Raw genomic sequence first — 13351 nt, 5'->3', positions numbered from 1 at the left:
ACCCATGCCGGAACACGCGAGAGACGCCCACAATGGGGAGCCGCCGTGAGGGAGGTTCCGTGGTGGCTTGTCATGCGACCCGTATCGCCGCCGCCGACCGCGCCGTGACCGTGGTCAGCGACACCCGCACCGTGACCGACTGGGCGTTGCGCTACCTCGGCCGGTGGTGGCAGGCGGCCGCGGCCGTCGACCCGTTCTCCGGGCCCTTGGTCGTCGCCGACGTGGACGAGGGCCGGTTCGACGAGTACGTACGGCACCTGGCCTCACGTGCGCACCGGCAGACCACGTACGCCAACGCCCCGACGCTGCACGAGAGTGACGGTGACGGCACGGTCACCGCCGTTCAGCCCGGCGACCGGCTCGGCTACCGGGTGCGGCCCGGTCACATCCGCATCGTGGGGTGCGACGAGCAGTCCGTGGCCCTGGCCGCCGCCCGCCTCGCCCGCGAGGTCGTGCGCGGCCGGCTGCTGCGGGACGGCTGGTCGATCCTGCGCGCGTCGGCCGTCGTCCACGGCGACCGGACCGTTCTGGTGCTGGGCAGCCACGGCGCGGGCAAGACCACCTGTGCCCTCCTGCTCGCGCGCCGCGGATGGCGGCTGTTGGCCAACGACCGGGTCTTCGTCCGGCCCGACGGCGACACCGTACGGGTCCTGCCCTGGCCCTCGGCCGCCGCCGTCGGCCTGGGGCTGCTGGACGCCCTCGGCCTGTACGCCCCCGTACGCGAGCACACCCTCCGCGGCGAACGCCTGCACCCGACCCAGAACCAGCTGGTCACCGACGCCCTCGCGGCAGGCCGCCGCACACCCTTGTGGAACGACAACGGGCGGGAGCTCAAGCCGCAGTTCTTCCCCGACCAGCTCGCCGACTGGCTCGGCCTCGCGCTGGCCACCGAGGGACGGGCCACCCGCCTGTTGTTCCCCCGTACCGGCCCCGACGCCACCGCGGCCGAGACCCACGAGGACCGCCGGATCGGCGAGGACGACTTCTTCACCGGCACCACCGAAGCCCGCTACCCCGACATCTTCCGTCTTCTGCCCGACCAGCAAGCGACCGTCGGCCCCGCTCTCGCTCTCCTCGCCGGGTTGCCCCGGCACACCCTCACCCTCGGACATCATGCGGAGGAGAACACGGCCCTCCTCACCCGGCTCACCGAGACAGCGGGCCTCAAGGACGGTGTCAGCAAGGGGGCTTGACCATATAGCGGTGCCCGGCCACAGCCTGGTTCCGTACGGCTTCGAAATGCCGGGCGAGCCGGCTGGTGACGGAGGCGAGGGGACCGAACTCACCGCGCAGATGCCGTGGCACGCCCGGCAGGCTCAGCTCGCGGCTGTCGATGCAGTAGGCCTTCGTCGTGTGTTCCCTCAGGAACGCCTGCGCACGTTCGGCCATCGGCCGGGTACCGTCCTCGCCCAGCAGCAGGACGGCACCCTGTGCAGGCGTGAGCATTTCGCATGCGCCGTGGAAAAACTCCCCTGCATGGACACAAGTCGCGTGTCTCCACTGCCGTTCCATCAACGAGCACATCGCCAGGGCATACCCGCTGCCGTAGTTGGGACCAGCCGCCAGTACATAGGTGACGGCCTCGTCGCCCAACGCTGTGGCGATGGAACGGTTGAGGTCCTCGGTCTCCCGCAGCACTGAGAGCAGAGTCCCGGGCAGCGCCGCGTACACATCGGGAAGCGTGGCGAAGTCGCCCTCGGCTCCGACCGCCTCCAGCAGCGCGTGGGCGAACCGGCCCAGCAGGACCTGCCGGGGCTCCACGACGATGTCGCGGCTGCGATACACGCAGGCGAGGTCGGCCGTCGCTGCCAGAGCGCTGCCCGCGCTGCGGGTAACGGCCATGACACGGGCCCCGGCCCCGCGGGCCATCTGCGCGGCCGCAACGCTCTCCGCGGTGGCCCCCGTATGCGAGACGACCACCACCAGGGAATCCGCGCCCAGTGTCGCGGGACACCGGAGGACGAACTCGGCGCTGTTCAGCAGGAAGACCGGTTGCGGCGCCCTGGTCTCCAACAGGAAATGCGCCGGATACGCCCCGGCCAGCGCCCCTCCGCAGCCGACCAGGAAGACATTGCGCACGCCCGCCCCGACGGCCTCGCGCACAAAGTCCCGGATCGCCTCCCCCTGGCCGACCGCGCATGCGACAACAGCACTGAACCCCTCGGCTACGGGCCGGAGTCGAGATGGTTTGGTGGCCACGAACGCTCCCCTCGTCAAAGGCGGCCAGGCTACGCCTGACGGCGCCCGTCCACCGACACGGACGGAGCGGGGCGGACCCGGCCCGGATGCCGAACGGCGAACCGGGTACCGCTTTCCGCGCGACTGAGGCCAGTTCTCGTGGGGAAAGCGGTACCCGACTCGCCGGTCACCCGCGCGGACCCGCAGGTGGTCGCCGTCGTGACCTTCCGACTGGTGACCCGTTGAACGCTGGGCTCAACCTGACAGCATGGAGGGACAGCCAGTTGACCAAGCACCCGCAGCTTCCCCGAGCCGAATGGCTCGCCCGCCGCGCGCGGATCCTCGGCTGCGCCGCATCCCTGATCCACGACGCCGAGCAGCGGATCATGCTGCTGCACACCTCCTGGAACGACAGGTGGCAGCTGCCCGGTGGCGGCCACGACGAAGGCGAGGATCTGTGGCAGACAGCTGTGCGCGAGACCTACGAGGAAACCGGCCTGGTCATGCCGGACCAGCCTGAACTGCTGGCCGTTGACTGGGGCCTGCACCCCGAGGGCATTCCCGAGGTCTTCACTCTCTTCAAGGGCCCGCTCGTCGACTCCAGTACGGTCGAGGTGAAGCTGTCCGACGAGCACGACGCCTGGCGCATGCTCACCGCAGAGGAGTGGGCGCCGCTGGTGCGTCCGCATCAGGCCCGTGTCCTGGCCATCGCCACCGACGTACTGCGGGGCGAACGGTGCCCCTACCTGCGCGAAGCGGGGCACCTGGCAGACATCCCGTAGGCGCGGCCGGGCTGCGCCTGGTGGACCTCACCGCTGCGCTGCGCGGGGGTGGGCCCGGCCCGGATGCTGAACGGCGAGTCGGGTACGGCTTTCCTCACGGCTGAGGGCAGTTCTCGTGCGGAAAGCGGTACCCGACTCGCCAGTCGCCCCTTCACGGCGGGAACGGGAGCGGTGCCCGGGGCGGTTGAGGCGCGGCAAGTGGTTTGCCTTGCGCCGGTCGCGGCTCCGCGATCAGTGCGCCTCCCGCTGATGGCGCCCCATGGCGACGATCCACCCCTCGGCGGCGTCCCGGTCTCCGGCGAGTGCGGCCCGGTAGTACCGCAGCTTGATGTCCGGGCATGTCTCGCACCGCGCAGGCCTCTTCGACTGCGGAGCCTGCGGGGCGCGGAGCACGCAGTGGACCTCCTTGCCGCCGGACGCGGTGGGCTTCGCCTCCCAGCCGCTGCGGGCGAGCGCGTCAACCAGGGCGAGGCCGCGTCCTGTTGGCTGGTCGGCGTCGGGAGCTCGCCGTTCCGGCATCACCGGGGAGTCGTCGCCCACCCGGACACGTAGGTGATCACCGTCGCGCTCCATGAACAGCGAGCACCGTGCGGCGGGGACGTGGTCCACGACGTTGGTCAGCAGCTCGTTGACGACCGTCAGGGCATCCTCTGTCTCCGGCCAGCCCCAGCGGGCCAGATGGGAGCGGGTGATACGGCGGATTATCCACAGCTCGGATGGCTCCAGCTCCAGTTCCATCGCGAGGCGTTGATCGATCCCCATGTCCCCTCCAGCGGTGCGGGCCGGTCACGGACCACATGCGGTGCGTGACGACGCCGATACTGGACCCACGACAGTCGGTTGGGCAAGTATTCCCGTCAACGTGATACATCACCGGAAGGGATTGGCATATGCCGCCGCTGGGCCGGAAGCGAGTGGGCCATCATGCACGCATGGATCAAAGGAGCATGCCCACCATGCGCAGCAAGCGGATCGGCAGCGAGTTGCGACGGCTCCGGACGGCGAAGGAGTTGACCATCTCGGAGGTGGCGCGCCGACTGGGCTGCGGCCAGCCCAGGATCTCCCAGATCGAGATCGGCAACCGCGGCATCAAGCCGAACGACTTGGTGGCTCTCCTTGATCTGTACGGGGTGACGGACGACAAGTACCGTCAACGCCTGAGGCGACTGGCCCTGGACGTATACAAGGTTGACTGGTGGACGTCACAGGGGCCTCTGCTCTACGACGCGCTGCGCGACTACCTGACGCTGGAAGCCGACTCGGGACTCGTCCGCGTTTACGAACCGACGCTCATTCCGGGAATCCTGCAAACCGAGGCGTACATGCGGACGTTGTTCACCGCCGTGGCGCCCGAAGACCGAGTCGAGACACTCCTCGAAGCGCGACTCAAGCGCAAGGAACTACTGGACGATCACTTGGGGTTCAGGGTGCGAACGGTCATCGATGAGCCCGCCCTTCACCGCATCATGGGCTCCCGATCACTGGCTACCGAGCAGCTACGGCATCTTACCGAGGTCGGGCGTCGCCCCAATGTCACCGTCCAAGTGCTGCCGCTCAAAGCAAGGCTCTCGTTCGACCAGTTCGGACCGTTCAGCCTCTTCACCTTTCGCGGCGAATCATCCATCGACGTCGCGTGGTTGGAACATCTGACCGGTGGTACGTTGCTGGAACAGCAGCCCGACGTACACGCGTACACCCATGCGTGGGAAGAGCTGACAGCCGCTGCGCTCTCGCCCACCGACTCACGGCAGTTCATCCGTAGGCTCATCGAGGAAAACGGCTCATGATATCCGCGCAACAGGATCCCCAGTGGCACACGAGCAGCTACAGCGGCGGCAACAACAACTGCCTCGAGCACGCCTCGCTCCCCCACGGCCGCCACGCCGTCCGCGATACCAAGGACTCCCGACGCCGCACCACCCTCCTCTTCGAAGCCATCGCATGGCGCCACTTCGTGCACGCAATCGACACGCTGAGCATCCATAGCGGGGACGACGGCGTGCTGACCCAAGCCAGCACGTAACCAACTGTTATAGCTACCGGGCAGACAGTGAAACCCGAACCGGCCGCGTACCGCGTTCGCCGCGCTGACCAGCGGGATCGTGGAGGGCGCCGGACGGATGCAGAGGGGGCGTTGACAGCCGGTCACCGTGGCGCGAGCCTGAAATCGAGGTAGCCGTTCGCCCGGGATGGCGCGGTCGACGTGGTTGCCGGTGCCGTTCCCGCGCGTAAAGGAGGCGGGCCATGTCGAATTCCGTTGATCTCAAGCGTCGATCCCACCGGCGTCGGGCGGTTGTCACCGCGGTCATCGCGCCCCTTCTGCTGACTTCAGCCGGTGCGGTGACCCAGGCCGCTGCCGCGCCGGCCGTACCCAAGGCGGCTCCGGCCGCCACCGCGCGCCCCAACGCTCCGGCCTCACCCTGCAGCTCGCTCAAGCATTGGCTGGACACCCACAAGTCCAACACACAGCAGTGGCGCAGGGTTTCCGCGCAGTGGGCAACGCAGTGCCGCTGATCGGATACCAGTTCATGAGGATTGAAGGTGCCGACGTTGGCTGCTTACGCGCCTTCCGTGAGAGTCATGACGCGTCGCGCCAGCCACAAGTCGTAACGCACGCTGGGAGAGCGGAGCAACGACCGCTCGAGGAGTGCCTCGATGCGTGCGAGGCGTTTGCGCGTGGCGGTGGTCGAGAGGGAGAGCGCCGTGGCGGTCGGGCCGAGGCGGCCGTCGTTGCACAGATAGGTGGTCAGTGTCCGGCCGAGTTCGTCCGAGGAAGGTCTCGCCAGGATCGGGCCGAGCTGCCGACGGGCCCATGACACCGCAGCCGGTCGCGTCAGGAGTTCGTCCAGTGAGTGGACGGTCCCGGCATCCCGGCTGTCGGAAGGCATCGCCCCTGCGCGGACGGCGAGGGCCAGGAGGGACTGGTCGGCCAGGCGGTCGAGGTCCAGGTTCAGCAACTCTTCGATGCGTTTGAGACGAGCGGACAGCGTGTTCCGGTGGATCTTCAGGTGCTCGGTCGCCTGTGAGGAGAAGGTCAGCCAGGAGACGGCCGTGGCCAGGAGCTCGCCGCTGTCGGGGTCCTGGGGACGTTTCGCCGAGTAGGCGCGCAGGGGTGCCAGCACACCCCTCGCCCAGGTTGCCGCGACCGGCCCGGCGGCGAGCGCCAGATCCGGCCGGGAGGCGAACTTCGCGTGACGACCGGGCTCGTTGCGGGCCGCGGCAAGGGCGTGGAACGCCTGCGCGTAACCGGTGGCCGTGTCACGCAGTGGCAGTTCCTCGCTCGCGCCTGCCAGGCAGTCGTCCGACAGCGCGGCAAAGGCCTCTTCCAGCGCCGGAGCGTCGGCGGGTGCGACCACCAGGATGTGGTCGGCGTAGACCGGGCACGGGACGATCCAGGCGCCTTCGGCCAGCTCGGTGCAGCGGGCCGCGATGTCGCTGCGCACGCGAAACGCGCATTCGACCACATAGAAGCGGATCACCGAGGGCAGTGGCGGGCGCAGCACCTCGGCGACCTGGTGGGCGGCCGTGAGGTGACCGTTCATCAGCAGGTGCAGTACGGCCTCGCGGTTGTGGGACTCGGCGAGTTCGAGCCGCTGACGCAGCCGTTCGGCATGCTCGGCCTGCCAGCACAGGCTCAGGGCGGACGCGGCGTCGGCGAGCAGCGTGGGCAGGTGGGCCGACGCCGGGCGAGAGGTGACCGCGGCGAGAACGGGTGCGCGGACTCCGCGCGGGCCGTCCAGAGGGAAGAGCAGCGCGGTGTGGCTCTCGCCGTCGATGGCCATGGAACGCAGGCTTCGGGAGGAGAGCTCTTGCACCCCGCGAAGGACGAGTTCCGCTGCCTCGCCGTCCAAGCCGTCGGGCGGCGATCCGTCGGTCAGTTGGACCCAGGCGCCCGTCCGGTCGGCCAGCCAGCGCAGCAGCGACCGGGTGCCGTCCTTGCGAGCCGCGCGCTGCATGGCCAACACGTCCTCGGCCCGCTGTGCGCGGTGGGATGTTCTCCCGCTGCCGACACTCGCCTGCATGTACATGCCGCCCCCCGGCGACAAAGGGTACAGCGGTATCAGGACCAAGATCACCTCCCGTCTTCCACGATCTGCCGGGCAGTGGCGAGGGTGCGGTCGAGAGCGCGGCGGTCGTCGGCGAGGGCGGTCGTGTGCTGGGTGACGGCCTGATTCTGGAGACGGGCTTCGGCGGTGTGCCAGGCCTCGGCGACGTGGTGGGTTTCGCGGCAGTCGAGGTCGGCGACGGCGGTGGCGATCTCCTTGCGGGAGATGCCCTTGGGACTGGGGTGGAACGCGGGGTCGTCGTTGGCGTCCATGGGCGCGTTGTAGTGGAAGCCGCGCTCGCTCATGCAGGAGGACCACTGGGCGAAGACGCGCTTGACGTCGGGCTCTTTCACGGACTGGGAATAGGAAGCCGTCATAAGCCGGGCCGCGAGCGGGGACGTGCCCTGGGTGGCGGTGCCCAGGGTGCGCTGGGCCTCACCGCTGCAACCGCCGTCGGGTACGGACTTGCCGGCGACGATGCCCTTCCGGGCTTGGGGGCTGCTGGCGGCGAGCACGTCGGGGGGCAAGTGCGTGCCGGATACGACGACGGGGGTGTCCTGGGAGGGCCGTGGGCGTTTGGTTTGTGCGCGCAACGCGGCGTCGTAGCGGGCCTGCTGGGCGTCGTCGAGCTGGTAGCCGCGGCGGGTGGTGAGGGCGCGGTCGTGGATGCCGTAGCGCCAGTCCATGATGTTCTTCGGCCCCAGCGGCGGCAGTTCGGTCTCAGGGGCGAGGGTGACCCCGTAGCGGAGAGCGCATTGCCGCGTGAGGCTTTCCCGGGCTTGTCTGATCGTGCGCGCCTGGGCCGGGGTGGGCTGGTAGCGCATCAGCGGCAGGGTCCAGGTCGAGGGATCCGCCGTAGGGAAAGAAGGGACAGGAGCCACCGCAGGCCGGTGGTACGTGCCAGAGCAGCCGGCCAGGGCGGACAGGATCAGGGCCGCGGTGGCCGACAGGGCTCTGCGGTGGCTTTGTCGCATGGTGGGTACCGGTGCCGTCGTCAGCAGGCGTCGAAGTCGATGGACTTGTTGTTGTTGTACGTGGCAGAGAGGTTCATGCCGTTGTTGGGGTAGATACGGTCGTTGGCGTCGCCCCGGTAGTAGGAGTGGTAGAACACGGTGGCGCAGTAGCCGCGGTACCAGTTGTAGGCCGATGCGGAGTTGTTCCCCACGACCTGGCCCGCGCCCTTGCCCTTGTCGCAGTAGGTCAGGGGTACCTCTCCGCCACCGCTGCCGCCGATGCGGAGCACGGACAGGTTGGGTATGGGATGGCCGATGTTGGTCCAGGCCCCGCCGTAGTTGGAGTTGAAGTAGAACCGGAAGCGGAACTCCTCCGACTGGTCAGCGCATCTCTCGGGGTTCTGGTACGTGCTGTAGTCGTAATCGGTCCTGCCGGTGGGGTTCCCTTCGGCGCCGGCGTTGCCGACGGTACCCAATGTGGCGGCAGCGAGAATTCCGGTGACCGCGGCCGCGCGAACGCGGTTACGGCGCTTGGCAGTAGAAATGGGCATGCGTATTTGTCCTTGGTCAAGGGAGTCGAGAGAAGAGACCGGTTGCCGGCGAGGGGCACGAGCCACGCAACCGCTGACCAGGAAGCTACGACAACAGCTCGGCAGTACCCAGGGTTCATCTGCACAGTGAAACGGTGTTCCCGGTGCGCCGGTGCACAGTGAGCGTCCGCACACCACCGTGCTCACTGTGCACCGGCACACCAGAATCGTCGTTTCACTGTGCACATGGAACCTATGTACCGCCATACGGTTGCCATAAGTTTTCGATCAGCGGTTGACCAAGGAAGTGCTCGCACCCAACCAGCGCTCCCACAAGGAGAGTTGATTCGGGCCCCCACGGGCGGCAGGAAGGCGGCGCATGGGGACGCCGCCGGTCAGCCCCCGCGATCACATCCGAAGGGACCACCCTTGCGCAAAACATCGAAGAGTCGCGTCCCTGGCAGCTGCATCCGCGTCGGGCTGTGGCCGGTGGGGGCCTGCCACAGCCCGGTGCGTTCACCTCGGCGCCATTGACTGAACCACCAAGCCCCCGCCTGCCCTTCGGGACGAGGCGGTCCGAGCCGTGCCCGGACACAGGCACGGGAGACCGCTCAACGAGAAACAGGAAACTCTCTTGAGATCAAGACGAAGAACACGCGTGCCATTGGCCGCTGTTGTGGCCTGTGCCGCCATGGTCGGCGGACTGCTGCAGGCCGTACCCGCCTTCGCGGACACGAAGCCGAAACCCGGCAACAGCAACGGCGCACCGGCCCCGTCCGGGCGCGTCACGAATCCGGACAGCAATCTCGGCAAGGACTGGAAGTCCAGCAAGGACCGTGCCGTCACCGCTGCCGCCGACACCGGCGGGCTGAAGATCCTGGTCGCCGACAGCAGCAACGCGTACGCGTGGAAGACCGCCGCCGTTCTCGCCGAGCCCGGTATGTCCGCGGACACGTGGATCGGCAACCAGTGCGTCATGGACCCGGATCACGTCGCGGCCGTGTACGCGCCGCGCGCCTTCACGAACAAGCCGGACCTGATGCAGGGCGGCGCGTTCGCCGCGATCGTCGACGTCAGGACCGGTGCGGTGAACAAGCTGCCGTTCACCGCGTCCCTCGCCTACTTCGACCCGTCCTGCAACACGCAGACGCACACGGCCGCGTTCACCGCGTTCCGGGACATGAACGACCCGCGCAAGACGCAGTCCCGTGTGGTGACCGTCGACACGTCCGGGAAGTCCCTGGACCAGGCGGCCGTGAAGGGTGAGCTCACCAGTGCCGTGCCGGTCGAGGACGGGGCCGTGGCCGCGAGCGGCCGCAGCCTGGTCCACATCGACCACTCCGGCAAGGTGAAGAACCTCGCCACCGGCGACAGTGTCCCGTTCGACATCCGGCCCGCGCAGGGCGGGAAGATCGGCTTCGTCGACCGCAAGGACACCAAGACCGCGCAGGCGAAGGTGTGGCACGGGCAGGGCAAGCCGGCCGTGGTCGCCTCCGGGAAGCTCGGCGACCTCGACCTGATGCAGGGCGACCAGGGCCGGGTGTTCCTCACCGGCAACCCCAAGGGCACCCCGAAGACGGCAGGCACCGGCGTCACCCGCATCAACGCCCCTGCCGACAAGGACATATCCACCCAGGGGCGCCTGGCTGTCGACCCCGTCCTCACCCCCGGCGTCCGTGCCGGACTGGCCCATATCAAGGACGCGGGCAAGGGCTTCACCAAGTCGGAGCCCAACCCGCAGCGCCGCTCCGCACAATCCCCGGAAACCAAGGCCAGTACCGAACCGGTGACGGTCACCAGCATGGCCACCACCACCGGAAAGAAGCTCACCCAGACGGTCGCGGAGACGACGGCGCCGGGCGGGAAGAACCCCTCCCCCGCCATCCCCGCCCGCGAGAGCAAGCCGGCCTCCTCGCGGTCGCTTGCGGCTGCGGACGACACCGATGCGTCGACGGACCCGACCGACCCCGACCGCGTCTGTGCCATCTCCCGCAACGACATGAGCGCGCAGGCGTTGCAGCCGACGCCGAACCAGGTCGAGTGGGCCGTCGACATGGCCGTCCGCGGTCAGCTGCACGCCCAGTACCTGCGGCAGGGCGGCTACCGCAGCCAGGCCGGCCTGGGCACGATCGACCCGCAGGGCCTGTTCCCGCCGCCGACGCTGAACGGCGGCGGACGCATCCCGGCGAACGTGATGCTCGGCATCATGGCGCAGGAGTCCAACCTGTGGCAGGCCGAAGGCGGTTCGATCCCCGGCCAGATGGGCAACCCGCTCGCCGCGATGGACGGCTACTACGGCCGTAAAGCCGTCAAGGACACCCCGGACTCCTACTGGCAGATCCACTGGGACAAGTCCGACTGCGGGTACGGCGTCGGACAGGTCACCGACGGCATGCGCCTGGCCGGTCACGAGAAGGTGGACAGCAACGGGAACAAGGAGACCGCCCTGTCCCCGGGTCTGCAGAAGGCTGTCGCGATCGACTACGCCACGAACGTCGCCGCCTCGATGAAGATCCTCGCCGACAAGTGGAACGAAGTTCACACCGACGGACAGAAGATCACCGTCAACAACGACGATCCGTCCAAGGTCGAGAACTGGTTCACCGCGGTGTGGAACTACAACCTCGGCTTCAACCCGCCCTCCGCAGCGGACAAGAACGCCGGACACTGGGGGCTGGGCTGGTACAACAACCCGGCCAACCCGCTCTACAAGAAGAGCTGGGGCCACCCGTTCATGGACACCGCCGTGGACGGATCGGAAGCCAACAAGGACGCCGCCCATCCGCAGGACTGGCCGTACGAGGAGAAGGTGGTGGGCTGGGCCTCCTGGTCCATCGACACCGGCTTCTCCTACGGCACCGACGGCCGTCAGGACTGGCCGGGCGACAAGGGGTTCTCCTCGGCCGGCTTCCAGCCCGCGTGGTGGACCAGCGACCTTCTCAAAAGCCAGGCCTCCCCGCCGCTGGACGCATTCTGCAACACCACGAACGGGTGCGATCCGAACACCCCGCCGCAATGCACCAACGAGGACTGCTACAAGCAGTACTGGTGGAATCAGCCCAACGTGACATGGAAGTCCGACTGCGCCAACACATGCGGGTACGAGGCCCTCAAGTACAAAACGCTGATCCCGGAGCCCGGACGCGGCCATCGGCTACAGACCGGCACCCCGGTGTGCACCGGCGCCCCCTCGGGCACGCAGGTCGTGGCCTCGGTACCGGACGGGACGGAGACGTGGTCCGACTGCGGCAAGACGAACTCGGCAGGAAGCTTCGAGTTCCGCTTCAACGGCGTCGCCCCGTCTGACGTCGGGCATCACACCGAGAACCAGAAGTACTACGTGGGCAAGGAGGACTTGCACTCGATCGGCGGCGGATACGACGGACACTTCTGGTACGGGCATACACGCGATGCGGCCCATGGCGGCGGCAACGACGGCCCGATGACCATCACCGGCATCTGGACCCTCAACCACAATCTCGACTGGGCCCGTGTCCTGGTGCAGGTGCCCGACACCGGCGCACAGACGAGGGCGGCGATGTACAACGTCCTCAACACAGACAGCACGAGCCCCAACCGGAATGTGCAACAGCGTGCCGGACGCTGGGTGAGCCTGGGCGTGTTCCACTTCACCGGGCAGCCGAAGGTGGCGTTGTCGAACTACACCTATGACGGTACGGCCGACGAGGACATCGCCTGGAGCACGGTCGCGTTCCAGCCGCTGTCGGGCAAGCCGAAGAACATGATCGTCGCGATGGGCGACTCGTTCTCCTCCGGTGAGGGCGCATCCGAAGGCGACCGGGACTACTACCCGGAGACCAACTACCGCGACAAGAACGCTCCGTACGAGCGTGACGCCTGCCACCGGTCCCGCTACGCGTGGTCGCGCCAGGCAACGCTGCCAGGGGCATCGAAGTCCATCGGTGACCTTGAGGACGCAGAGGATCCGGACATGGACTACCACCTGATCGCATGCTCAGGTGCCCGCACCTACAACGTGGTGCATGGCGGTGTGAGCGAGGACGACGGCGGTGAGATGCCCCAAATGGACAAGGGGTACCTGGACGCCAACACGACTCTGGTCACGATCTCCATCGGCGGCAACGACGCCCGATTTGCCCTCATTGTTCAGAAGTGCTTGCTGTCGATCGGCGACGGCAACTGCAAGGACAAGACATTCGATAAGCTGGAGAAGGACTCTTACGCAAAAATTCGGGATGATGACCGGCAGTTCATCGGAAACCGGGACATGAAGTTCTACGGCGCGTCACTGGAAACAGCCGTGCCGGGAATCATCAACGAGCTCGTCCGTCCGGACATCAAGAAGACCCTGCTGGAGATCCATGACAGGGCTCCGCAAGCGAAGATCGTCCTCATGGGATATCCGGCACTGTTCTCCAACAATGGCTCCTGCCTGAATAAGGGCATCCCCGGCCTGCCCGGCATCGGCCTGTCCGAGTCGTCCGCCGCCTGGCTCAACAACGTCGCCCCCACATTGGTGGCGGCCATGAAGGGTGCGGCCGATGACGCGAACAAGGAGGGCGCTCAGGTGACGTTCTCCGACCCGACAGATGACTTTGCGGGCAAGGCCGTGTGCGGCGACCCGGAGCAGATACACGGCATCGTCAAAGATCTCACGAGGTCCGACGAACCGAAGCCGTCCTGGCTGACCATTGGCCTGTCGGCCCAGTCGTTCCACCCGAAGATCGGGGGAGCACGCCTGTACGCGAACTCCCTTGAGAAGACCTTGCAGGGCATGAACCAGTAACGATCACCAGCAGGCATTCCGGGGCAGCCCTTCCGAGGGCTGCCCCGGAACTTTTATGCAAGCGCAAGGTAGTTGTCGGCCATCATCGGCAAAC

The 13351-nt window shown here is 67.7% G+C and carries 11 protein-coding genes; 6 read left to right on the top strand and 5 right to left on the bottom strand.

Going from position 1 to position 13351, the window contains the following annotated elements; translation table 11 throughout:
• Positions 1–59: 59 nt before the first annotated feature.
• Entirely contained in the window at positions 60–1193 is a 1134-nt protein-coding gene (locus ACV530_RS11295; RefSeq protein ID WP_494332221.1) for a hypothetical protein, read from the top strand.
• Here ACV530_RS11295 and ACV530_RS11290 read toward each other — a convergent pair.
• A complete protein-coding gene (locus ACV530_RS11290; protein WP_494332220.1) occupies positions 1177–2199 on the bottom strand; it encodes an SIS domain-containing protein in 1023 nt (340 codons plus the stop codon). The genes ACV530_RS11295 and ACV530_RS11290 overlap by 17 nt on opposite strands.
• 263 nt (positions 2200–2462) lie before the next feature.
• Between ACV530_RS11290 and ACV530_RS11285 the strand changes: the two genes are divergently transcribed.
• A complete protein-coding gene (locus tag ACV530_RS11285; RefSeq protein WP_494332219.1) occupies positions 2463–2960 on the top strand; it encodes an NUDIX domain-containing protein in 498 nt (165 codons plus the stop codon).
• 231 nt (positions 2961–3191) lie between these two features.
• Here ACV530_RS11285 and ACV530_RS11280 read toward each other — a convergent pair whose 3' ends face one another.
• The gene (locus ACV530_RS11280; protein WP_494332218.1) at positions 3192–3722 is read right to left on the bottom strand and encodes an ATP-binding protein; all 531 of its coding nucleotides are present in this window, start codon (positions 3720–3722) and stop codon (positions 3192–3194) included.
• A 170-nt stretch (positions 3723–3892) separates the two neighbouring features.
• Here ACV530_RS11280 and ACV530_RS11275 point away from each other — a divergent pair, with 170 nt between their 5' ends.
• The 3 genes from ACV530_RS11275 (at position 3893) to ACV530_RS11265 (ending at position 5474) form a co-directional block, all read left to right on the top strand.
• Positions 3893–4747, top strand: a complete 855-nt coding sequence (locus ACV530_RS11275) for a helix-turn-helix domain-containing protein (RefSeq protein ID WP_494332217.1) — start codon at positions 3893–3895, stop codon at positions 4745–4747.
• Positions 4744–4983 (top strand): DUF397 domain-containing protein, encoded by a 240-nt coding sequence (locus ACV530_RS11270; RefSeq protein WP_494332216.1) that lies wholly within the window; start codon positions 4744–4746, stop codon positions 4981–4983. The genes ACV530_RS11275 and ACV530_RS11270 overlap by 4 nt, the downstream gene beginning before the upstream one ends.
• A gap of 221 nt (positions 4984–5204) precedes the next feature.
• Positions 5205–5474: a hypothetical protein gene (locus ACV530_RS11265; protein WP_494332215.1), complete on the top strand. Its 270-nt coding sequence runs from the start codon at positions 5205–5207 to the stop codon at positions 5472–5474.
• 44 nt (positions 5475–5518) lie between these two features.
• Here ACV530_RS11265 and ACV530_RS11260 read toward each other — a convergent pair whose 3' ends face one another.
• The 3 genes from ACV530_RS11260 to ACV530_RS11250 form a co-directional block, all read right to left on the bottom strand.
• Positions 5519–6916, bottom strand: a complete 1398-nt coding sequence (locus tag ACV530_RS11260) for a helix-turn-helix domain-containing protein (RefSeq protein WP_494332214.1) — start codon at positions 6914–6916, stop codon at positions 5519–5521.
• A 116-nt stretch (positions 6917–7032) separates the two neighbouring features.
• Positions 7033–7830 (bottom strand): hypothetical protein, encoded by a 798-nt coding sequence (locus ACV530_RS11255; protein ID WP_494332213.1) that lies wholly within the window; start codon positions 7828–7830, stop codon positions 7033–7035.
• A 170-nt stretch (positions 7831–8000) separates the two neighbouring features.
• A complete protein-coding gene (locus ACV530_RS11250; protein ID WP_494332212.1) occupies positions 8001–8510 on the bottom strand; it encodes a hypothetical protein in 510 nt (169 codons plus the stop codon).
• A 637-nt stretch (positions 8511–9147) separates the two neighbouring features.
• On the opposite strand from ACV530_RS11250, the gene ACV530_RS11245 reads away from it, so the two are divergent.
• A complete protein-coding gene (locus ACV530_RS11245) occupies positions 9148–13257 on the top strand; it encodes an SGNH/GDSL hydrolase family protein (RefSeq protein ID WP_494332211.1) in 4110 nt (1369 codons plus the stop codon).
• Positions 13258–13351 lie beyond the last annotated feature (94 nt).

The sequence above is a fragment of the Streptomyces sp. SX-6 genome, from assembly GCF_059089585.1.
The sequence above is the reverse complement of the archived record's forward strand: the minus strand, read 5'-3'. Positions and strand labels throughout refer to the sequence as shown.

Coding starts and splice junctions, on each gene's coding strand:
- ACV530_RS11280 (WP_494332218.1), bottom strand. CDS start 3,722: ATGGGGATCGATCAACGCCTCGCGATGGAACTGGAGCTGGAGCCATCC.
- ACV530_RS11265 (WP_494332215.1), top strand. CDS start 5,205: ATGTCGAATTCCGTTGATCTCAAGCGTCGATCCCACCGGCGTCGGGCG.
- ACV530_RS11255 (WP_494332213.1), bottom strand. CDS start 7,830: ATGCGCTACCAGCCCACCCCGGCCCAGGCGCGCACGATCAGACAAGCC.
- ACV530_RS11250 (WP_494332212.1), bottom strand. CDS start 8,510: ATGCCCATTTCTACTGCCAAGCGCCGTAACCGCGTTCGCGCGGCCGCG.
- ACV530_RS11275 (WP_494332217.1), top strand. CDS start 3,893: ATGGATCAAAGGAGCATGCCCACCATGCGCAGCAAGCGGATCGGCAGC.
- ACV530_RS11260 (WP_494332214.1), bottom strand. CDS start 6,916: ATGCAGCGCGCGGCTCGCAAGGACGGCACCCGGTCGCTGCTGCGCTGG.
- ACV530_RS11270 (WP_494332216.1), top strand. CDS start 4,744: ATGATATCCGCGCAACAGGATCCCCAGTGGCACACGAGCAGCTACAGC.